Source organism: Chromobacterium haemolyticum (genome assembly GCF_009936155.1).
Taxonomy (GTDB): Bacteria; Pseudomonadota; Gammaproteobacteria; order Burkholderiales; family Chromobacteriaceae; genus Chromobacterium; species Chromobacterium haemolyticum.
On the sequence record NZ_AP019312.1, the window covers coordinates 4,269,153 to 4,290,374 of the forward strand.

General features: G+C 63.9%; 21 protein-coding genes. 1 reads left to right on the plus strand and 20 read right to left on the minus strand.

Annotated features, from left to right (window positions below; translation table 11 throughout):
- Positions 1-60: 60 nt before the first annotated feature.
- From folP to rlmE, 3 genes are all read right to left on the minus strand, one after another.
- On the minus strand, positions 61-903 hold the full coding sequence (gene folP, locus GYH29_RS19685; RefSeq protein WP_039755206.1) for a dihydropteroate synthase: 843 nt from the start codon (positions 901-903) through the stop codon (positions 61-63).
- 90 nt (positions 904-993) lie between these two features.
- Positions 994-2,904 (minus strand): ATP-dependent zinc metalloprotease FtsH, encoded by a 1,911-nt coding sequence (gene ftsH, locus GYH29_RS19690; protein ID WP_161524278.1) that lies wholly within the window; start codon positions 2,902-2,904, stop codon positions 994-996.
- An 83-nt stretch (positions 2,905-2,987) separates the two neighbouring features.
- Positions 2,988-3,605, minus strand: coding sequence for a 23S rRNA (uridine(2552)-2'-O)-methyltransferase RlmE (gene rlmE / locus GYH29_RS19695; RefSeq protein WP_039756170.1), 618 nt, complete (start codon positions 3,603-3,605; stop codon positions 2,988-2,990).
- A gap of 136 nt (positions 3,606-3,741) precedes the next feature.
- Here rlmE and yhbY point away from each other — a divergent pair, with 136 nt between their 5' ends.
- Positions 3,742-4,062, plus strand: coding sequence for a ribosome assembly RNA-binding protein YhbY (yhbY, locus tag GYH29_RS19700; RefSeq protein ID WP_019103533.1), 321 nt, complete (start codon positions 3,742-3,744; stop codon positions 4,060-4,062).
- Positions 4,063-4,300: 238 nt separating this feature from the next.
- Here the strand turns inward: yhbY and GYH29_RS19705 are convergent, their stop codons facing one another.
- The 17 genes from GYH29_RS19705 to gspD form a co-directional block, all read right to left on the minus strand.
- Entirely contained in the window at positions 4,301-4,729 is a 429-nt protein-coding gene (locus GYH29_RS19705; RefSeq protein WP_043591328.1) for a DUF4149 domain-containing protein, read from the minus strand.
- Between the two features lie 62 nt (positions 4,730-4,791).
- Complete coding sequence (greA, locus tag GYH29_RS19710; protein WP_019100916.1) at positions 4,792-5,268, minus strand: transcription elongation factor GreA; 477 nt, start codon at positions 5,266-5,268, stop codon at positions 4,792-4,794.
- Positions 5,269-5,406: 138 nt separating this feature from the next.
- Entirely contained in the window at positions 5,407-8,616 is a 3,210-nt protein-coding gene (gene carB / locus GYH29_RS19715; RefSeq protein WP_019100915.1) for a carbamoyl-phosphate synthase large subunit, read from the minus strand.
- Between the two features lie 91 nt (positions 8,617-8,707).
- On the minus strand, positions 8,708-9,358 hold the full coding sequence (gene leuE / locus GYH29_RS19720; RefSeq protein WP_043591331.1) for a leucine efflux protein LeuE: 651 nt from the start codon (positions 9,356-9,358) through the stop codon (positions 8,708-8,710).
- Positions 9,359-9,373: 15 nt separating this feature from the next.
- Positions 9,374-10,501 carry a glutamine-hydrolyzing carbamoyl-phosphate synthase small subunit gene (carA, locus tag GYH29_RS19725; RefSeq protein WP_043591332.1) on the minus strand — a complete coding sequence of 376 codons (1,128 nt, stop codon included), beginning with the start codon at positions 10,499-10,501 and terminating at the stop codon, positions 9,374-9,376.
- A 268-nt stretch (positions 10,502-10,769) separates the two neighbouring features.
- Positions 10,770-11,519 (minus strand): type II secretion system protein N, encoded by a 750-nt coding sequence (locus GYH29_RS19730; protein ID WP_043591333.1) that lies wholly within the window; start codon positions 11,517-11,519, stop codon positions 10,770-10,772.
- Positions 11,516-12,025 (minus strand): type II secretion system protein GspM, encoded by a 510-nt coding sequence (gene gspM, locus GYH29_RS19735; protein WP_019100911.1) that lies wholly within the window; start codon positions 12,023-12,025, stop codon positions 11,516-11,518. Before gspM ends, GYH29_RS19730 begins: the two co-directional genes overlap by 4 nt.
- Before the next feature lies 1 nt (position 12,026).
- The gene (gspL, locus tag GYH29_RS19740) at positions 12,027-13,217 is read right to left on the minus strand and encodes a type II secretion system protein GspL (protein ID WP_081574124.1); all 1,191 of its coding nucleotides are present in this window, start codon (positions 13,215-13,217) and stop codon (positions 12,027-12,029) included.
- A complete protein-coding gene (gspK, locus tag GYH29_RS19745; RefSeq protein ID WP_019100909.1) occupies positions 13,204-14,151 on the minus strand; it encodes a type II secretion system minor pseudopilin GspK in 948 nt (315 codons plus the stop codon). The genes gspL and gspK overlap by 14 nt, the downstream gene beginning before the upstream one ends.
- 29 nt (positions 14,152-14,180) lie before the next feature.
- Positions 14,181-14,756 carry a type II secretion system protein GspJ gene (locus GYH29_RS19750; protein WP_019100908.1) on the minus strand — a complete coding sequence of 192 codons (576 nt, stop codon included), beginning with the start codon at positions 14,754-14,756 and terminating at the stop codon, positions 14,181-14,183.
- Positions 14,753-15,133 (minus strand): type II secretion system minor pseudopilin GspI, encoded by a 381-nt coding sequence (gspI, locus tag GYH29_RS19755; RefSeq protein WP_019100907.1) that lies wholly within the window; start codon positions 15,131-15,133, stop codon positions 14,753-14,755. The genes GYH29_RS19750 and gspI overlap by 4 nt, the downstream gene beginning before the upstream one ends.
- A complete protein-coding gene (locus GYH29_RS19760) occupies positions 15,130-15,627 on the minus strand; it encodes a prepilin-type N-terminal cleavage/methylation domain-containing protein (RefSeq protein WP_161524279.1) in 498 nt (165 codons plus the stop codon). Before GYH29_RS19760 ends, gspI begins: the two co-directional genes overlap by 4 nt.
- Positions 15,628-15,641: 14 nt before the next feature.
- Positions 15,642-16,085, minus strand: a complete 444-nt coding sequence (gspG, locus tag GYH29_RS19765; protein ID WP_019100905.1) for a type II secretion system major pseudopilin GspG — start codon at positions 16,083-16,085, stop codon at positions 15,642-15,644.
- A 30-nt stretch (positions 16,086-16,115) separates the two neighbouring features.
- The gene (locus GYH29_RS19770; protein WP_019100904.1) at positions 16,116-16,376 is read right to left on the minus strand and encodes a hypothetical protein; all 261 of its coding nucleotides are present in this window, start codon (positions 16,374-16,376) and stop codon (positions 16,116-16,118) included.
- A gap of 23 nt (positions 16,377-16,399) precedes the next feature.
- The gene (gene gspF, locus GYH29_RS19775) at positions 16,400-17,611 is read right to left on the minus strand and encodes a type II secretion system inner membrane protein GspF (protein WP_019100903.1); all 1,212 of its coding nucleotides are present in this window, start codon (positions 17,609-17,611) and stop codon (positions 16,400-16,402) included.
- Positions 17,611-19,071: a type II secretion system ATPase GspE gene (gene gspE, locus GYH29_RS19780; RefSeq protein ID WP_043591340.1), complete on the minus strand. Its 1,461-nt coding sequence runs from the start codon at positions 19,069-19,071 to the stop codon at positions 17,611-17,613. Before gspE ends, gspF begins: the two co-directional genes overlap by 1 nt.
- On the minus strand, positions 19,068-21,221 hold the full coding sequence (gene gspD / locus GYH29_RS19785) for a type II secretion system secretin GspD (RefSeq protein WP_019100901.1): 2,154 nt from the start codon (positions 21,219-21,221) through the stop codon (positions 19,068-19,070). Before gspD ends, gspE begins: the two co-directional genes overlap by 4 nt.
- Position 21,222 lies beyond the last annotated feature (1 nt).

Sequence of the window (21,222 nt, forward strand, 5' to 3'; positions counted from 1 at the left end):
GCCGGCTTCTGGCCAACCGCTGTAATCGCTACGCCGGCTATTGTGCGCCAGACACCCCTTTCAGTTCAAACTTTCCAAGGCGGCCAGCACTTGCAAGGCCTGGCGCGTGGCCTTGACGTCGTGCACGCGAATGATGCGTGCGCCGCGCCGCGCCGACTCCAGCGCCGCGGCCACGCTGGCGCCCAACCGCTCCGCGGGCACGGCTTCGCCAGTGATCGCGCCCAGCATGGATTTGCGGCTCAAACCCACCAGTAACGGCGCGCCGGCGGCGCGTTCAATCTCCGGCAGCCCGCGCAGCAAGGCCAGATTGTGTTCCAGCGTCTTGCCGAAACCAAAGCCAGGGTCAACCAGCAGCCTGCCACGGGCGATACCGGCATCCAGACAAAGCTGGACGCGGCGCGCCAGATAGCCGGCCACTTCAGCCACCACGTCAGCGTATTCCGGCCGATCCTGCATCGTGTCCGGGTTGCCTTGCTTGTGCATCAGACAAATTGCGGCATCCGAAGCCGCCACCAACTCCAACGCGCCCGCGTCTTCCAACGCAGACACATCGTTGACCAGATCCACCGCGCCCATGGCCAGCGCCTCGCGCATGACCACAGTGCGCCGCGTGTCCAGCGACAGCGGCGCGCCTAGCTCTCGCAAACGCTCCAACACCGGCAGCACCCGCTCCATTTCCTGTTCAGGGCTGACATGAGGCGCGTTCGGTCGTGTCGACTCGCCGCCGATATCGAGAATGGCCGCGCCGTCCGCCAGCATTTGCTCGGCGTGGCGCAGCGCCTGGTCCAAGGCGTTGAAACGCCCGCCGTCGGAAAAGGAGTCCGGGGTGACGTTCAGAATGCCCATCACCAGGGGACGGGACAGATCGAGCGTGAAGCGCCCGCATTGCAAAGAGGGTTTCATGATCTGAACTACGCTCATGGATGGAGGGGTGTTGTCGCAAAAAAGCCGGGCAAGCCTGTCAAGGCTTGCCCGGCTTGATGACTGAGAGACTCAGACTTCCTGGGCCGGATCGGCGGTCGGCTCGGCGGCCGGCGGCGTCGGTTTGTCTTCCTGCGGCTTGGCCGCGAAACCAGAGCCAGGCTTGGGCGGACGCGGCGGCTTGCCGTCCATCAGGTCGTTGATCTGATCCGCATCGATGGTTTCCCATTCCAGCAGCGCGGCGGTCATCGCCTCGACTTTGTCGCGGTTCTCTTCCAGCAAGCGGCGCGCCAGCGCGTATTGCTCGTCGATAATGCGGCGGATTTCAGCGTCTACCTGCTGCATGGTGGCTTCAGACAGGTTTTTGTGGGTAGTGATGGAGCGGCCGAGGAAGACTTCGCCCTCGTTCTCGCCGTACACCATCGGGCCCAGCTTGTCGCTCATGCCGTAGCGGGTCACCATGTCGCGCGCCATTTGCGTGGCGCGCTCGAAGTCGTTGGAAGCGCCGGTGGTCATCTGATTCATGAACAGCTCTTCCGCGATGCGGCCGCCGAACAAGATGGCGATGCGGTCCAGCAGATAACCTCGGTCATAGGCGAAGCGGTCCTGCTCCGGCAACTGCATGGTCACGCCCAGCGCGCGGCCGCGCGGGATGATGGTGACCTTGTGCACCGGGTCCGCCTTGGGCAAGAGCTTGGCGACGACTGCGTGGCCGGACTCGTGGTAAGCGGTGTTGCGCTTCTCTTCGTCGGTCATCACCATGCTGCGGCGCTCTGCGCCCATCATGATCTTGTCCTTGGCGGACTCGAGGTCTTCCATGTCCACCAGGCGCTTGTTGCGACGCGCGGCGAACAAGGCGGCTTCGTTGATCAGGTTGGCGAGGTCGGCGCCGGAGAAACCCGGCGTGCCGCGCGCGATCACCTCGGCGTTGACATCGGCGGCGATCGGCACTTTGCGCATATGCACGCCCAGAATCTGTTCGCGGCCGCGGATATCGGGCAGCGGAACCACCACCTGACGGTCGAAACGGCCCGGACGCTGCAGCGCAGGGTCCAGCACGTCCGGACGGTTGGTCGCGGCGATCACGATCACGGTGGAATTGGTGTCGAAACCGTCCATTTCCACCAGAAGTTGGTTCAGCGTCTGTTCTCGCTCGTCGTTGCCGCCGCCCAAACCGGCGCCGCGTTGACGACCAACCGCGTCGATTTCGTCGATGAAGATGATGCACGGCGAGTTCTTCTTGGCCTGCTCGAACATGTCGCGCACGCGGGCCGCGCCCACGCCGACGAACATTTCAACGAAGTCGGAGCCGGAAATGCTGAAGAACGGCACCTTGGCTTCTCCGGCGATGGCCTTGGCCAGCAAGGTCTTACCGGTACCAGGCGAGCCGGCCAGCAAGATGCCGCGCGGAATGCGACCGCCCAGGCTCTGGTAGCGGGAAGGGTCGCGCAGATAATCGACGATCTCCTTCACTTCTTCCTTGGCTTCGTCGCAACCGGCGACGTCAGCGAAAGTAACGGTATTGGCGTCCTGGTCCAGCATTCTGGCCTTGCTCTTGCCGAAGGAGAACGCGCCGCCCTTGCCACCGCCCTGCATCTGACGCATGAAGAACACCCATACGCCGATCAGCAGCAGCATCGGGAACCAGCTGATGAAAATATTCATCAGCATTGACGGTTCCTCTTCCGGCTTGGCGGAGAAACGAACGTTGTTCTTGATCAGATCGTCGACCAGTTGCGGGTCGTAAGGGGCGTAGGTGCTGAACGCGGAGCCGTCGGTCAGCTTGCCTTTCAGCCATTGCCCGCGCAGCGGGTGGCCTTCTATGGTCAGGGACTGGACCTTGCCGGACTCGACATCGCTGATGAACTGCGAATATTCAAGCTGATTCTGGGTATCCTGACGCTTGTTGAACTGATTGAATACCGTCATCAGTACCAAACCGATGATGACCCATATCGCGATGTTTTTGCCGATATTGTTCACGAGTAGCGGACTCCTCTGTGCCCTGACTTTTTGGTTGCTTGTCTAGATATTTGCTTTGATTGTACGCCGCGAGCCACTTTATGTCAGCGTCGGCCTTTGCCCAGCAGGTAAATTTCGCTGGAACGGTCGCGCGACGCTTTCGGCTTGCGGGTGACTACCTCGTCGAACAGCTCGCGCATGGACTTGAGATAGGCTTGGAAATCGCTGCCCTGGAACACTTTGACGAGAAAATGGCCGCCAGGTTTCAAATGATCTCGCGCAAATTCCAACGCCAGCTCGCACAACAGAAAACTTCTGGCCTGGTCAATGGCGCTCATGCCTGACATATTGGGCGCCATATCGGAAATTACAAGGTCCAATTCGCGACCGCCGAGCAATTGCACGAATTGCGCCAGCACTTCTTCCTCGCGGAAGTCGCCCTGGATGAAGTCCACGCCGGGCACCGGGACCATGTCCAGAATGTCGAGCGCGAACACCTTGCCGCTGTCGCCGACAATGCGCGCAGCCACCTGCGACCAACTGCCGGGGGTGGACCCCAGATCGGCCAATACCGTGCCGGGACGGATCAGCTTGTCCTTGTCGTTGATTTCCAGCAGCTTGTAAGCGGCCCGCGCGCGGTAGCCGTCTTTCTGCGCTTGGTTGACATAGGGATCGTTGACGTGTTCCTGCAACCAGTGGTTGCTGCTCTTGCTTCTAGCCATTGCGCTGCGCTCTTAAAAAGGTGGGCAACAGGTCAGCCGCGCTATCCTGTTGTTTTTCATTTATTTTAGGTCCGGACTTTGGGAAAGCGCCCAACTCGAGTAGAATCGGCTTTTGCTTTGTAAATCCGTATTTCTCATGAAAATTGAACTCAAGCCGTTCCAGCGCAAGTATCTGCAGGGACTGGCGCACGACCTCAACCCGGTGGTGATGATAGGCAACAACGGCCTGACCGAAGCGGTGATCCGCGAAATCGCCATCAATCTGGACGCACACGAACTGATCAAGGTCCGCGTGCAGGGCGACGACCGCGAAGCGCGCGTCGCCATGTTCGAGCAGATCTGCGAAGACCTGGGCGCCGCCCCGGTCCAACACATCGGCAAGTTGCTGGTGCTATGGCGTCCAAGCGATAAACAACGCATCATCCTGCCCAAGAACAAGCAGGCGCTGAAAGGCTGAACGTCGTTCGCGGCGATCGCGCTTGGTAGAAAAGCGGTGGCATGCCACCGCTTTTGTTTTCCGCTCCATACAGGGAACGGCGTCCTAGAGCCTGCTCAAAGTCTCGCCAGCGAGAGCGAGACCAGGCGTTTCAACCGAGAAAACGGAATGTACATACGGTACATCTGCATTTCTGAAGATGTTTTCAACGTCCTCTTCCATCCATCTCGCCGAAGCACAGCAGATCAAGAACAGGTTCTTAGTCGTTGCGCCAGACGTAAACCAAACCCATCAAGCTCTGCACCAGATAGATCAGGCTGGAAATCGCATGCCAGGTGGCGAAGCCGCCGCCGAACAGGCCTTCGGCCGCATGATTCATTTGCGCCTTGAGATTGGCGATGATGGGAGTGACGGCGAAATGATTGATCAGCGTGCAGGCCAGCATGCCCATCACCAGCCAGAAGCCGCTTTCCTTGACCCCGGCCGCGCCGTTGCGGCGGATATGGTCCACCAGCAGAATCGCCCCGCACACCAGCCCCACCCAGGCGATGCTGGCGAACAGCTTGCCGGCTACCATGCCGGCGGTAACCCGGTCCAGCATGGCGAACAGCACCGGCGCCACGATGATGCCGATCACCCACAAGCCGCCAATCCAGAACGTCTTGGCGATTGAACGCAATCCATCCATGTCTCAGCCCCTCTCCCACGCCGCGCCGCGCGCGGACCGTCAGGCCCGCTCGCCGGCGGGACTCAGATGTATTTGACGTCGAGCACTTCGTATTCGCGGATGCCGCCCGGGGCCACCACCTCGGCCACGTCGCCAGCTTCCTTGCCGATCAGCGCGCGCGCGATCGGGGAGTTCACCGACACCTTGCATACCTTGATATCGGCCTCGTCGTCGCCAACGATCTGGTAGGTGACGTTTTCCTCGGTCTCCAGGTCCATCAGTTCGACGGTGGCGCCGAACACCACGCGGCCGTCGGCGTCCAGTTCAGCCGGGTTCACGATCAGCGCGTTGGAAATCTTGCCTTCCAGTTCGGCGATGCGGCCTTCGACAAAACCCTGACGCTCCTTGGCGGCGTCGTATTCGGCGTTCTCGGACAGGTCGCCATGCGAGCGAGCCTCGGCAATCGCCTCGATCACTGCCGGACGTTCCACGCTCTTGAGGCGTTGCAGCTCTTCTTTCAGCAGCTCGGCACCGCGCACGGTCAACGGGACTTTGATCATTTCAGAATTCTCTCCAGAGGCGGCATCCGCCTTCATCAAAAGCACAAGCCGCCGTACTGGACGGCGGCTTGAAGTAGCGGGTTATGGGAGGGATTGTAACGGCAAACCCCTCCCGCTTCCAAGCCCCCGCGTCAGGACTCAGCCCTGAATCTGGCTGTGCAGTTCCTGCACGCTGTAGACGTCGAACTCCTCGGCGTGGGCCATGCCCACGCACACCGCCTTGGCGCCGGCCAGGGTGGTGTACTGCGGAATCCGCGCCTGCAAGGCCGAACGGCGGATGGAGTGACTGTCTTGAATCGCCTGACGCTTTTCGTCGACGGTGTTGATCAGCAGATCGATTTCCGAGTTTTTGATCATGTCGACGATGTGCGGGCGGCCTTCATTAACCTTGTTGACCACCTGCACCACAATGCCCGCCGCGGACAAGTGCTTGGCGGTGCCGCGCGTCGCGCAGACGCCGAAACCCAAGCGCTGCAGTTCGCGCGCCACTTCCACCGCGCCGTTCTTGTCGCTGTCGCGCACGGACAAGAACACCTTGCCGGTCTTGGGCAGACGGTCGCCTGCGCCCAGCTGGCCCTTCACATAGGCTTCGGCAAAGGTTTTGCCCACGCCCATCACCTCGCCGGTGGACTTCATTTCCGGCCCCAGGATGGTGTCCACGCCGGGGAACTTGATGAAGGGGAATACCGCTTCCTTCACCGCGTAGAACGGCGGAATCACCTCCTTGGTGAAGCCCTGCTCGTTGAGGCCGATGCCGGCCATCGCGCGCGCCGCGATCTTGGCCAGCGGAGCGGAAGTCACTTTGGAGACGAAGGGCACGGTGCGGCTGGCGCGCGGATTCACCTCCAGCACGTAGATGGTGTCGCCCTGAATGGCGAACTGCACGTTCATCAGGCCAACCACGTTCAAAGCGCGGGCCATGGCCACGGTCTGGCGGCGGATCTCATCCTGCACCGCCGGGAACAGGCTGTACGGCGGCAGCGAGCAGGCGGAATCGCCGGAGTGAACCCCGGCCTGCTCCACGTGCTGCATGATGCCGCCGATCACCACGTTCTCGCCGTCGGACACGCAGTCGACGTCGACTTCGATGGCATCGTTGAGGAAGCGGTCCAGCAGCACCGGGCTGTCATTGGACACCTTCACCGCCTCGCGCATATAGCGCTCTAGGTCGGCCGGTTCGTGGACGATTTCCATCGCGCGGCCGCCCAGCACGTAGGACGGACGCACCACCAGCGGATAGCCGATTTCCTCGGCCAGCTTCATCGCTTCGGCCGGCGCGCGCGCGGTGCGGTTGGGCGGCTGCTTCAGGCCCAGCTCGTGCAGCAGCTTCTGGAAGCGCTCGCGGTCCTCGGCGGCGTCGATCATATCCGGGGTGGTGCCGATGATGGGCACGCCGTTGGCTTCCAGCGCGCGCGCCAGTTTCAGCGGGGTCTGGCCGCCGTACTGGACGATGACGCCGAACGGTTTTTCGATACGGCAGATTTCCAGCACGTCTTCCAGCGTCAACGGTTCGAAGTACAGGCGGTCGGAGGTGTCGTAGTCGGTGGATACGGTTTCCGGGTTGCAGTTGACCATGATGGTCTCGAAACCGGATTCGCGCAGCGCCAGCGCAGCGTGCACGCAGCAGTAGTCGAACTCGATGCCCTGACCGATGCGGTTCGGCCCGCCGCCCAACACCATCACCTTCTTGCGGTCGGACGGGTTGGACTCGCACTCCTCCTCGTAGCTGGAGTACATATAGGCGGTGTTGGTGGCGAATTCGGCGGCGCAGGTATCCACGCGCTTGTACACCGGGTGCAGGTTCAGGCTCCAGCGCTTGGCGCGCACCGCGGCCTGGTCCGAGCCCAAGAGCTCGCCCAGACGACGGTCGGAGAAGCCCTTGCGCTTCAAGCGGCGCAGTTCTGCGTAGTCCAGTTCTTCGATCTTGCGGCCGGCCAGCGCTTGTTCTTCGCCAATCAGGTCTTCGATCTGCGCCAGGAACCAGGGGTCGATCTTGCTGACCGCGTGGATATCGTCGCGGCTCATGCCGATGCGGAAGGCGTCGGCCACGTACAGGATGCGCTCCGGTCCCGGCGTGCCCAGTTCATGGCGGATAGCCGCTTCGTCGCTCGTGACCGGGTCGAAGCCGGCCAGGCCGGTTTCCAGGCCGCGCAGCGCTTTCTGCATCGATTCCTGCAAGGTGCGGCCCATCGCCATCACCTCGCCCACCGACTTCATCTGGGTGGTCAGGCGGTCGTCGGCCTGCGGGAATTTTTCAAAGGCGAAACGCGGAATCTTGGTGACCACGTAGTCGATGGACGGTTCGAAGGAGGCCGGGGTGGCGCCGCCGGTGATGTCGTTCTTCAATTCGTCCAGCGTGAAGCCCACCGCCAGCTTGGCGGCGATCTTGGCGATGGGGAAGCCGGTGGCCTTGGACGCCAAGGCCGAGGAACGGCTGACGCGCGGGTTCATTTCGATGACGATCATTTCGCCGGTGGCCGGATTGGTGGCGAACTGCACATTGGAGCCGCCGGTGTCCACGCCGATCTCGCGCAGCACCGCCAGGCTGGCGTTGCGCATGATCTGGTATTCCTTGTCGGTCAGCGTTTGCGCCGGCGCCACGGTGATGGAGTCGCCAGTGTGCACGCCCATCGGGTCGAAGTTCTCGATCGAGCAAATGATGATGCAGTTGTCGTTCTTGTCGCGCACCACCTCCATTTCGTACTCTTTCCAGCCCAGCACCGATTGTTCGATCAGCAGCTCATGGGTGGGAGAGGCTTCGAAACCACGCTCGCAGATGGCCAGGAATTCTTCGCGGTTATAGGCGATGCCGCCACCGGAACCGCCCATGGTGAAGGACGGGCGGATCAGTGTCGGAAAACCCACCTTGGACTGCGCGTCCAGCGCCGCTTCCATGGTGTGGCAAACAAAGGACAGCGGGCAGGACAGGCCGATCTTGGCCATCGCTTCCTTGAAACGGCCGCGGTCTTCGGCCTTGTCGATGGCGTCCTCGGTGGCGCCGATCAGCTCCACCTTGTATTTTTCCAGCACCCCGTTCTTGGCCAGGTCCAGCGCGCAGTTCAACGCGGTCTGGCCGCCCATGGTCGGCAGGATGGCGTCCGGGCGCTCCTTGGCGATGATCTTTTCCACCACTTTCCAAGTGATGGGCTCGATGTAGGTGACATCGGCCATGTCCGGATCGGTCATGATGGTGGCCGGGTTGGAGTTCACCAGGATGACTTTGTAGCCCTCTTCGCGCAGGGCCTTGCACGCTTGCGCGCCGGAGTAGTCGAATTCGCAGGCCTGGCCGATGACGATGGGGCCGGCTCCGATGATCAGAATGCTTTTGAGGTCGCTACGCTTTGGCATGGTTCTACTCTTTATGATTGCATTTTGTTTGCCGCCAAGCCCGGACGCCTGGGACGCCCGGCGGCATGGCGGCGAATGTTAAATCTCTGTCTTACAGGCTGGCCGCGGCCAGCTTGGCGCCGAAGCCGACGAACAGCGCGCCCACCGAGCCGCCCAGCGCCGCGCTCAACCTGCGGCGGCGGCGGAAAGCCTGGGCCAGCCGGTGGCCGGCGACGATCAGCGCGGTCAGGTACAGCGTGCTGCACACTTCCACGATCAAGCCCAGCGCGACGAAGGTCAGCGCAGGATGCGGGTAAGCGGGATCAACGAATTGAACAAAGAAGGACACGAAAAACAGGATGGCCTTTGGATTCATCAAGCTGATCAGCAAGGCTTTGACGAAAGGATTTTCCTCTCCCACCAGCACCGACTTGGCCTCGGCCGCTTCGCCGCGGGCGGAGCGGCGCCAGGCCGTCAGCGCGCCGCGCAGCATATTGAAGCCCAGCCAGGCCAGATAGCCGCCGCCCAGATACTTGACCACGGCGAACAGCATCGGGTTGGCCTTCAGCAGACCAGCCGCGCCAGTAGCCGCCAGCGTCATCAGGATGAAGTCGCCGATGATGATGCCGCCGGCGCCGGCAAAGCCGGCGCGCGTGCCGCGCTGCGCCGCCACCGACAGCACATACATGGAGTTGGGCCCCGGCAACAGCACAATGAGAACGGCGCCCAGCAGATAGGTGGTGAGATCGGTAATCCCCAGCATGTCCCCGCTCCCCGCTTAAACGCGTTCCGCCATCGAGGCGATGAAACGGTCGAACAGATAAGCGACGTCTTCCGGCCCCGGACTGGCTTCCGGGTGGCCCTGGAAGGAGAAGGCCGGACGGTCGGTCAATGCGATGCCCTGCACCGTGCCGTCGAACAAGGAACGGTGAGTCACGCGCACGTTGGCCGGCAGGCTGGTTTCATCCACCTGGAAACCATGGTTCTGGCTGGTGATCATCACCCGGCCGCTGTCCAGGTCCTGCACCGGATGGTTGGCGCCGTGGTGGCCGAACTTCATCTTGGACGTCTTGCCGCCGCTAGCCAGGCCCAACAGTTGATGGCCGAGGCAAATGCCGAATACCGGGAGCTTGGCGTTCAGGATGTCCCGGATGGTGGCGATGGCGTAATCGCACGGTTCCGGATCGCCAGGGCCGTTGGACAGGAAGACGCCGTGCGGATTCAGCGCCAGCACGTCGGCGGCCGGGGTCTTGGCCGGCACCACCGTCAACTGACAGCCGCGTTCGGCCAGCATGCGCAGAATATTGTGCTTGACGCCGAAGTCGTAGGCGACCACGTGGAAGCGGGTAGACGACTGCACCTGATAGCCGGCGCCCAGCTTCCACTCGCGCTCGGTCCAGGCGTAAGGCTTGTCGCAGCTGACCACCTGGGCCAGATCCTGGCCGGCCATGGAGCCGAAGCCGCGCGCCAGCTCCAGCGCGCGCGCCTCGTCGATGTCCCCGGCCATGATGCAGCCGGCCTGGGCGCCCTTCTCGCGCAGGATGCGGGTCAGCCGGCGGGTGTCGATGTCGGCGATGGCGACGACATTGTGCTGCTTCAGATAGCCGGACAAGGAGTTTTCGGCGCGGAAGTTGCTATGCAGCAGCGGCAGATCGCGAATGATCAGGCCGGATGCAAAAACGGCGCGAGATTCGGTGTCTTCCGAATTCGCGCCGACGTTGCCGATATGGGGATAAGTCAGGGTGACGATCTGTTTGGTATAGGAGGGGTCGGTCAAAATCTCCTGATAGCCGGTGATGGCGGTATTGAACACCACCTCGCCCACCGTATGTCCGGCGGCCCCGATAGCACTGCCCTTGAACACGGTGCCGTCGGCCAAGACAAGGATTGCGGGTACGGTTGACACAAGCTGCTCCTATTGCGTTTGCGGCGGGTAAGGAAAAACCGGCTGCGCCGGTTTGTTTGACCCCGTCCGCCCGCCTGGCCGCCTTGCTCGCGCAAGACCCTGGCCGCGACAGATGGGATCTGTCCCTACCCTAAGTTTTCGAATTGCTTTATGTGAAGAACGGGACTCGATGCCTGGCGCATCAGTCCCGTTTGGTTAAACCTTTCTATAGTAACCCCGAACCGAAAAACTCACAAGAAAAATCGATAACATGACAAATGAGCGGCAATCAGGCCCCGGGGCGGATCTGCCACTGCACGCTGGTCGGCCCGCTCGGTTTGCCCAGCATCAGCATCAACGGCTTCAAGGCGTCGTATTTTTCCGGCGGGCTGTCGGCGCTGCCGCTCAGCGCGAAGGCCGCGCCCGGCAGCCACTGCCCCTGCCCGCTCAGATTCAACGGTCCGTCCAGCGTCGACACGTTCAGCGCCACGCCCGCGCCGGCGCCGTTGACGTCCATCTGGTAGGAGCCGAACGGCGACAACGGGCTCAAGGGCGAGGCCGCGCCCAGCCAGCTGAGCTGCAGATTGCCGGCCAACTGGCCGTCCTTGCGGCTGAACTGGCCGATCTTGAGCTGCAGATCGCCGCCCAAGCGCGCCGCCTGCCAGGTCTTGGACAAATTCGCCAGCGCCGCCACCGGCAGAGTCAGGTTGACGCCGTTGACCTCCATCCCGCCCCAGCCCCACTCCAGCTTGCCGTCCTGGCCGTCGCTCTCCAGCAGCCAGATCGCCCGCCCCGACAGCAAGGCCTTGGGTTGGAAGCGCCAGCCTATCCGGCTCATCGGCAACACCTCGCCCTTGTCGCCGACATAGACCAATTGCGTCTTGCCCTGCCACACCGTGCCTTGCGCGCCGCTGAACTGCCAGCGATCGCCGGTGGCTCGCAACAGCGGCAGCGACAGCAAGCTCGCCGGCAAAGCGGTGATCAGGCCGGCCAGGAACAACGCGCCCAATAGCGCGCCAATCAGAATCTTTCGTTTCATGCGCCGCCTCCGGCATGCGCCAGCAGCGCCTTGATATGCACTTGGCCCGGCATCGGCTGCGCCTCCGCCCTCACACTGAGCACGCGCACCTGGTGCTGAGCCGCCAGCACGCCGGCCAATTTGACCCAGGCGTCGAACGCCATCGTCCCCTCCATCGCCACGCCGGACTCGCCCTCGGGGCTCAAGTGCCAGCCAGCCTCGGACAAGCCTTGGCTCTGCGCCACCTGACGAATCACCGGCAACAGCTCCTTGGCGGGCAGCGCCGCTTGCGCGGGCTGGCGCTTCAGTTGCTCTGCCTCCCGAGCCAAAGACTGCACATGGCTTAGTTCGGCTTGAAGGCGCGCCGCCGCGGCGCGGTTGCGCTCCACCGATTTGCCCGCCGGCTCCCAGACGCCGGCGTAGAGCACGCCGACGCCGAGCACGACGGCCATCGCCAGCAGCAGCCCTTGTTCCCGGCGGCTGCGCTGCCGCCAGTAAGCGACGAATTGTTCACGGTATTGCTTCATTTCAAGGCTCCCGGGACAAGCTGAGTTCTTTGGTCCCTTGCTGGGTGGCGGTCACGTCCAAGCGGATTTGCTTAGCCGCCAGTTGACTACGCCAGCGTTGCAAGGTTTCCCCCGGCACGTCCGCCACTTGCAGCTTGAGCCGCCCGCCTTCGTAGCTGAGCGTGCGGGTCTGCAAATCGCGGCCGCTGAGCGCGGCCAGCGCGCCCATCAGTTCCAAGGCGTCGTCGCGAGCCGGCAGGCCGTGGCTCAGCCGCAGCTTGTCCACCGCCCGCGTCATTGCCAGCGCGCTGCTGCCCGGCATCGCCTGACCGCCGATCCAAGGTTTGGCGGCGGCGCGAATGTCGGCCGACAGGCTTTGTTTCTGCCAGGCATACCAAGCGGCCTGGCCGAGGGTCAGCGCCAGCTGCGCCGCCAGCAAGCCGCCCAGCACCAGCCCGGTCCGTCTCAGCGCCGGTCCCCAGTCGCGCCAGCGGCGATTGGCCGCCAATTCGCCGTTGGCGAAATCGAAAGCCTGTTGTGCCTGGCCATGCCGCCAATCATGAGCGGCCAATTGCTTGGGCTCGCCTTGCCACGCCGGCAGCCGCGAGCCGATCAGACCGGCCGCTTCAGCCCCGCACACAATCAGGCTGGCCGGCGGCAGCTGTGTCGCCAGCCGTGCAAACAACAGTTGTTCGGTGGTTTCGCCGCAATAGGGCAGCCAGGCCGCGCGCGTGGCGCTCAGCCGCAGCAGCCAGCCCTCGCTACCGCGCGCCACGCTCCAACCGTCGCGCGCAGGCGACGGCAACAGGCTTTCCTCCGGCAGGATGCGGTCGCAGAGCCGCCCCGCGCTCTTGAGCATGGCCACGGCGCGGCGCACCGGAAACGCCTCGGTCACCGCCACGGCCCGGCTGCCATCCGGCAACTCCCCGCCAAGAGCGTAAAGATTGGCGGAGGGATCATTGATCAGCCCCTCCTCCAGAGCGAAACCCATCATCGCCGCCGTCGGCTGCTTGACCGCGGCCGGCAGCCGCGCCTGGGTGAACAGAGTGCGGCCGGCGGGCAGGATCAGTTCGCAACGATCGGCGCGCGGCCAGCCGGCCGGCGCGCTGTCGCCCTGAGCGCTCGGCTCGCCGCGCGCGCCCAGCAAGGCCCAGGGCAGCCCCGGTTCGCTATCGGGCCAACCGGCCCGCAGATACAGTCTAAGCGTTGTCATTCTGATTTCCGTTTCCCCTGGCCGGCGGCGGACGTCCCGCGCCGTCTTGCCGCCACAGCGTCTTCACCACATTCATATTGCTGTAGATCAGCGCCCGCATTTCCAGCCGCGCCCGTTCTAGCCGGGCAGAGCTGTCCAGCATGAAGTAATTGGACGCCGCGGCGATGTCGGTGTCGGCGATGATGCCCGGCGCCGGCAACCGCGCCTTGAAGTCGTTGGCGTCCTTGTAGTAATTGACCTTGCGCTGGTTGAGCAAGACCAGCAAATTGCCGTCGCCGACGCCGGGCAACAAGGTTTTCATCACCGCCGGCGTGGCGGTGTTGATGTTGATCTGGCTGACATCCGCCGGCAAGGCCGCTACGTGCGGCAGCAACTTGTCCAGCACCTCCGGGGTGTAGCCCGGCAGCCAGCGCAACATCTCCACGCGAAGCAGCGGATGGCCCGGCGCCGTCGCGCCCGGCTCCGGCGGACGGTTCTCGCCCGCCGGCTGGCTGGCGTCCTCCGAATCCTTGCCGCCGCGCAACTGTCTGACCAAGGGTTCGGACAAGCGCGTGGGCAGGCCCAGCGTGGTCAGCAGCCGCTTGTAGAACACCAGCTGCCGCGCATTGGTCTGGCCGTTCTGCACCAGCGAATTCAGATTGAAGCGTCCCTGCAGATCGCTCAGCTGCCCGGCCACGGTCACGCCCTGCGCCTCGGTCTGCGGCAAAGGTTGCGCCCACAGCTGGGACAAGGCCACCACGCCGTTGCCGGCCGCGCCGTTGTTGAAACGCAGGATTTCCATCGCCCAGCCCAGGCCGGCGTCCGCCACCAGTCGCAGTTGGGCGCGATTGCGATCATTGTCCAGCTGGTGCCACCACAGGCCTTGCTGCCACAGCACCAGCGAGGCGGCGGTGGTGGCCAAGGCCACGATCAGCAAGGCCATGATCACCGCCATGCCGCGCTGCTTCCGGCACCCCGACGCCCTCATGGCAGCGCCCATATCCGTTTCGCCCATTCATTGCCCGGCATGCGGATGCGCATTTCCAGCGCGCGCGGGCTGCGCGCCAAGCTGGCTTCTCGCGGCGGCCAGTTCTCCAGCCAGTTGCCGTCGTCCAACATCACGCGCCATCGCACCGCGGCGTCCTTGCCTAAAAGCACGTAGGCGGTCGGCGCCGCGCCCTGAGCGTCGCCCGCCGCCCAACTGAGGCCTTGCGCGCCGGCATGGTAGCTGATGCGCTCCTGGCCGCCGGGATAGCGGGCGGAAAAACTCTGCAGGGTCAGCGTCTGTCCGTCGCCGTCGCTTTGCAGCAGCAACTGGCTGCCGCCCAGGCTCGGCCCCTGCCCTTGCGTCGGCGCCGGCATCTGGCCGGTCAAATCGCCCTCCAGCCGCCGGAAGGCGCGCGCGGCGTCCACCCATTGCTCGCTGGTCTGCATCAGCCGTTCGCGCGAGATCAGCAAGGAGCCGAACGCCTTGTAGCCGAGCACCGACAAGATGGCGAGCAAGCTCATCGCCACCAAAATCTCGATCAAGGTCATGCCGCCCTGCCGGCCGTCCCTCACGACCCGCCTCCAACATTCATGCGCAGGTAGCCGGTCATCTCGGCCAGCACATAACGGCCATCGCCCTGAGCCAACACCCGTACCACCACCTTGCGGAAATTCGGGTTGGGCGTCTGGCTGATCACGCGCTGCCAGCGCCAGCGCGCGCCGTCGTCGTCCAATTCTCCAGCCTGCTCGCCCACGTCCGGCCATTCGCGGCGCGCCTGCATCAGAGCGATCATGTTCTGCGCCTCCCAGGCCGCCTGCATCCGGCGCTTCATGCCTTCGCCGTTGTCGGCGGCCAGACCGGTGGCTCGCAACAACGCGCCCAAGGCCACAGCGATGATGGCCAGCGCCACCAGCACTTCAAACAAGGTAAAGCCGCGCTCGCGCTTCATGAGCCTTCGTCCACCCGGCTGCGTCCCAACGGCGACAGGGTCACGGCCAAGCTGCGCGTCTCGGTCTTGATCTGCAAAGCCAGCGCGTTGGCGCGCCCGTCCTGCCACAAGAGCAGCGGCCGCCCCGCCGGCCAGGGTTGGCCGTCCAGCAACAGCGCGCCGCCGTGCACACCCTCCGGCCACAGCCGGTCGGCCAGCAATTCGTCGTTGGCGCCGCCCCAGTCGTCGTTGGCGCCGCCCCAGTCGCCGTTGTCGCCGCGACGGCGGAAACCATAACCCTTGGCGTCCCACATCAGGGCCAGCGGATCCCCCATTTCGGCGGCGTCCGCCGCCTGCTCCAGCACCCGCGCCAATCGGTAGGCCTCATCCGAAGCCTGACGATGGGTATCCGGCCGCATGCTGAGCGTCACCGTGGTGGCCAGCACGCCGATGATCAGCATCACCACCATCACCTCAATCAGGGTGAAGCCGCGCGCAGGAAGGGAGGGGCTCATCAACGGCTCCGGCCTTACTTGACCGCGTCCCAGTTGCCGATGTCGGCGTCCACGCCCTCGCCGCCCGGCTCGCCGTCGGCGCCGAAGCTCCAGATGTCGATCTCGCCGTGAGTGCCGGGGTTGGCGTACTGGTAGGGATTGCCCCACGGGTCCTTGGGCAAACGCTCCAGATAGCCGCCCGGCTTCCAGTTCTTCGGCTCCGGTGCCGAAGTCGGTTTTTGCACCAGCGCCTGCAGGCCTTGCTCGCTGCTAGGGTAGCGGCCGTTGTCCAGACGATACAATTTCAGGGCCTGGCTCAGTGCGCCCAAGTCCTGCTTGGCGGCGACGGCGCGCGCCTCGTCCGGACGGCTCATCACCTTGGGCACCACCAGCGCCGCCAGTACGCCGAGAATCACGATCACCACCATGATTTCGATCAGGGTGAAGCCTCGCTGGGCCGCTTTGGAAAGGTGTCGCATATCTACTCCTACTACCGAGGTTTCAAAGGGTCAAAACAGGGAGGGGCCTTCGCCGGACAATTCCCAGACGCCGGCGGGTCCGGCATTGGCCGGCTTGAGCTGGCCCAGCTTTCTCAACTCGCTCGCCGCCCAGCTCATATCGTATTGCCAGGTGTAGAACAACTCGGTGCCTTCCAGCTCGCGCCCGCGCGCCTGCCAGATGTGCTTGGCCACCGTCAGCCGGTCCGCCTTGCCGCCGTGCGCGGCCAGCGCTTCCAACACCCATTGCTGTAAAACTGCCTTGTGAGACATTGCCGTGCTTCTTTCCGCAAAAATCAATGCACCATCTGGTTCATATCGATGATGGGCATCATGATGGCCAGCACGATCAACAAGACCATGCCGCCCATGAACAGGATCAGCAGCGGCTCCATCAGGGTGGTGAAGGTGGCGAGTTTGCGCTCCACCTCCTGCTCCTGCTGCTGAGCGGCGCGGTCCAGCATATGGGCCAGCGTGCCGCTGGATTCGCCGCTGCCTATCAGATGGATCAGCACCGGCGGGAATTGACGGGTGGCGTGCAGCGCGCGCGACAGCGCCACGCCTTCCCTCACCTTGGCCATCGCCTCGCTGACCGCGTCCTGCATCGGCAGCAAGGTCATCAGGCCGCGCGCGGTTTCTAGCGCGGTCAGCAGCGGCACGCCGCTGCCCACCAGAATGGACAGGGTGCTGGCCATGCGCGCGGTGTTCAGCGCGCGCAGCAGACGGCCGAACACCGGCAGCTTCAGCAGCCGGGCGTGAAAGCGCCGCTTCAGCGCCGGCGCGCGCAAGGCGCGCACGGTCAGGAATAGCGCGGCGACGATGCCGGCCAGCAGCGCGACGCCCCACTGGCGCAGAAAATCGCTGGCGGCCACCAGCGCCCGGGTCAGGAAGGGCAAGGTCTGCTTGGTCTGCGCGAACACGCTGACCACTTGCGGCACCACATAGCTCATCAAACCGGCCACCACCAGAATGGCCACCACGGTGACCACGGCCGGATAGGCCATCGCCAGCATCACCTTTTGCTGGGTGTTCTGGCGCTTGTCCAGATATTCGGCCAAACGCGCCATCACGGTGTCGAGATGACCGGATTGCTCCCCGGCCTGCACCAGTGAACGATACAAGGGGAAGAACACGCCCGGCGCGGCGGACAGCGCCTGGGCGAAGCTCTTGCCTTCGAGAATGTCGCTGCGCAAGGCCGCCAGCACGGTGCGGCTGCGCGGGTGTTCGCACTGCTCGGTCACCGCGGTCAGCGCTTTTTCCAGCGGCAGGCCGGCGTTGAGCAGGGTGGACAGCTGTTCGGTGATCATCACCAGTTCGGCGCGCGGCAAGCCGCGGCGCAACGCCGAGCTGCCGGCGTCTCCGTTCTTGGCGCTGACGCTTTCCACCTCCAAGGGCAGCAGGCCGCGCTCTCGCAGCTGGCTGCGCGCGGCGCGCGCGGAGTCCGCCTCCAGCAAGCCCTTTTGCTCCTTGCCGGCGGGGTCGAAAGCGGTAAAGCGGAAGGCGGCCATCAGTTCCTCGTCACCCGCATGATTTCTTCCAGCGAGGTTTCGCCGTCCTTGACCCAACGCAGGCCATCGTCGCGCAGCGAGCGCATGCCGTGGCGGGCGGCGTAGTCGCGCATTTTCTGCTCGGAAGCGCGATCATGGATCAAGCGTTGCAACTGATCGTCGACCAAGAGCAGTTCATAGACGCCGTAGCGCCCCTTGTAGCCGGAATGGCCGCAGCTTGGACACCCCGCAGGCCGGTAATGCGGCGTGTCCTCCGAACCTTCCAGCGGCACCGGATGCGGCGCCTTGCAGTGCGGACACAGCCGACGCACCAGCCGTTGCGCCATCACGCCCAGCAGGCTGGACGCCAAAAGGAAGGGCTCGACGCCCATGTCCACCAGCCGCGTCACCGCCGAGGCCGCGTCGTTGGTATGCAGCGTGGCCAACACCAGATGACCGGTCAGCGAGGCCTGCACCGCGATCTGCGCGGTTTCCAGATCGCGAATCTCCCCTATCATCACCACGTCCGGATCCTGGCGCAGAATCGCGCGCAGCGCCTTGGCGAAACTCATGTCGATGCGCGGGTTGACCTGGGTCTGGCCGACGCCGTCAAGGTGGTACTCCACCGGGTCCTCCACCGTCATGATGTTGGTATGGCGCGCATCCAGCCTCGACAAAGCCGCGTACAGCGTGGTTGTCTTGCCCGAACCGGTGGGGCCGGTGACCAGCAGGATGCCGTGAGGCTGGCGGATCACCTTGTCCACCGCCTGCAAGGTGTCCGCCGCCATGCCCAGCGTGGCCAGATCCAGGCGGGCGTTTTCCTTGTCCAGCAGACGCAGCACCACGCGCTCGCCGTGACTGGTGGGCAGCGTGGACACCCGCACGTCCACAGGGCGGCCGCCCAGGCGCAACGAGATGCGGCCATCCTGCGGAATGCGTTTTTCGGCTATATCGAGGTTGGCCATGATCTTGATCCGCGACACCATGGCCGCATGCAGCGCGCGGTGCGGGCTGACCACGTCGCGCAGCGAGCCGTCCAGGCGGAAACGCACCACCGAGCGGTCTTCGAAAGCCTCGATATGAATGTCCGAGGCGCCGTCGCGCAGCGCCTGGGTCAGCAAGGCGTTGATCATGCGGATGATGGGCGCGTCGCCCTCGCTTTCCAGTAGATCCTCCACCGTCGGCAAGGACTCCACCATCTGGGTCAGGTCCAAATCCTGACCGATGTCGTCCACCACCTCGGCCGCCGCGCCGTCGCGGTTGGCGTAATGCTCGGACAGGAGCTTGTCGAACAAGGCCGCCTCCAGCGTCTCCACGCTGGCCAGCCCCTGGCCGTGCAGGCGCAGCACTTCGGCCCAAGCCTCGTGCCGGCTGTCTTCGCGCAGCAGCAGATGCCGGCCGCTCTCGCCGTCCAACAGGATGACGCCGTTGGCGCGCGCGAACGGGAAACCCAGCGCCGGCGACAGCTTGGGCTTGTTCATTTCGGCTGCGCTTTCAGGCTCTGTTCCAGCGTCGAGCGGATGCCACTCTCCGGCAGGGACTTCAGCGCCGAATCCAGGTTCATCTGCAGTTTTTCCTTCTCCGCCTTATGGCCTTCACCGATGATGTAGTTGTAGCGATCGGTGGCGATGGAACGCGCCCCCAGATCGTCGCGGATGATGGTGGGCTTGATGAAAATCATCAGGTTGGTCTTGTTGCGCTGCTTGTTGCTGTAGCGGAACAAGGCGCCCAGCCATGGGATGTCGCCCAGCAGGGGCACCTTGCTTTCATTGTCGCTGACCGTTTCTTGCAACAGGCCGCCAATGGCGATGATGCCGCCGTCGTCGACATTGGCGATGGTTTCTATCATCCGCTTGTTGGTGGTAGGACCCTGCGGGTTCTTATCGGTGCCCGGCACGATGGTGGACGCTTCCTGCAAAATCTTCATGCGGATGGAGCCGCCTTCGGAAATCTGAGGCGTGATTTCCAGATTGAAACCAATGGTCTTGCGGTCATAGGTCTGGAAGGGGTTGACCGAGCCATTGCTATTGCTTCCGGTATTGCTGTATTGGCCGGTCAGGATAGGCACTTCCTGGCCAATCTGGATCTTGGCCTTCTCATTGTCCATCGCCATCAGGGACGGGCTGGACACGATGTTGCCTCCCATCTCCGTCTCCATCGCCCGGGCCAACGCGCCCATGTTCAACACGGTGCCGATGCCGGGGATGTTGACGGTGCCCTTGACCCAGCCGATGTTGAGGCCGCCGGTGGTGGCCAGCGTGTTGATCGGACTGCTGGGCGCGCCCGAGCCGGACACTGAGGGGGCAGACAAGCCGATGATTCCCGGATTGGTGGTGCCGGGGAAGTTGGTTCCACCGAAAACCCCGGCGCCGTTGCCGTTGAGCGCGCCCAACGCCTGCCATTGCACGCCCAGCTCCATCACCCGCTGCGCGGCCACTTCCACCACCAGCGCTTCCACCATCACTTGCGCTCGGCGCTTGTCCAAGAGGTCGATGACATTGCGCAGGTTCTGGTACATGGAATCCGGCACATTCAGAATCAGCGCGTTGTTAGTGGGGTCGGCCTGGATCATGGAACCGCCGCCTCCGGCCCCGCCGCCGCTACTGCTGCTGGACGCGCTGTCGCCTCCCACCGGACTGGCCGCCTGCGCGGCGCTAGCAGAACCGCTGGACGAAGACGCGGAACCGCTGCCCGAACCGCTCTGATTCAACAGGCTGGAGCTGGAGCCGCCATTGGTACTCACCGCGGTGCGGCCCTGCAAGGGGCCTGCGTCGCCAGTCATCAGCGCGCGCAGGGTCTGCGCCACTTTGCCGGCCTCTGCATTTTTCAGGTAGACCACGCGCACATTGGCACCGGCCTGACTGGGCTGATCCAGGAGCTTTAGCAGGCTTTTGATCTTGCCGATCTTGCCCGGGGTGTCGGCGCGTACCATCAGCACATTGGCGCGCGCGTCCGGGATGATGGTGGTCTTGCCGCCGTCGGCGCCGGCGCCGCTGTCCTGCAGCAGCTTGTTCAGGCTGCCGGCCAATTCCACCGCGGAGCCAAACAGCACCGGCACCACCACGGTATCGCCCGAAGCCGCGCTCTCGATCGAGTCGATAATGGACTCGATGCGCTGGATATTGTCCGCGTAGTCGGTGACGATCAGCGCGTTGGACTGCGGGTAGGCTGCAATCGTGTTGTTGGGCGACACGATGGGACGGATCACCGGCACCAGCTGATTCGCATTGCCGTATTTGAGCGTGAACACCTTGGTGATCAAGCGATCGCCGTCGCCGCGCGGAATGCTCTTGCTGGCCTTGGCGTGCAACTTGGCGTCGGCCTCCGGCACGATCTTGACCACGCCGCCGCCCTCCACCGCTGAGAAGCCCTGCAAACGCAAGGAAGACAACAGGATCTGATAGGACAAGGCGCGCGGCACCGGCTTGCTGGACACGATGTTGACCGTGCCCTTCACTCGCGGGTCGATGATGAAGTTTTTGCCGGTGATCTCGCCTATCGCCTTGACCACGGTTTCGATATCGGCGTTGACGAAGTTGAGCATCACTCCATCGTTCTGCGGGGTGGCGGCCAATGCGGCGTTGCAACCGTAGACCAGGGCCAGGATGGCGACGAGTTTGTGGATACGCATA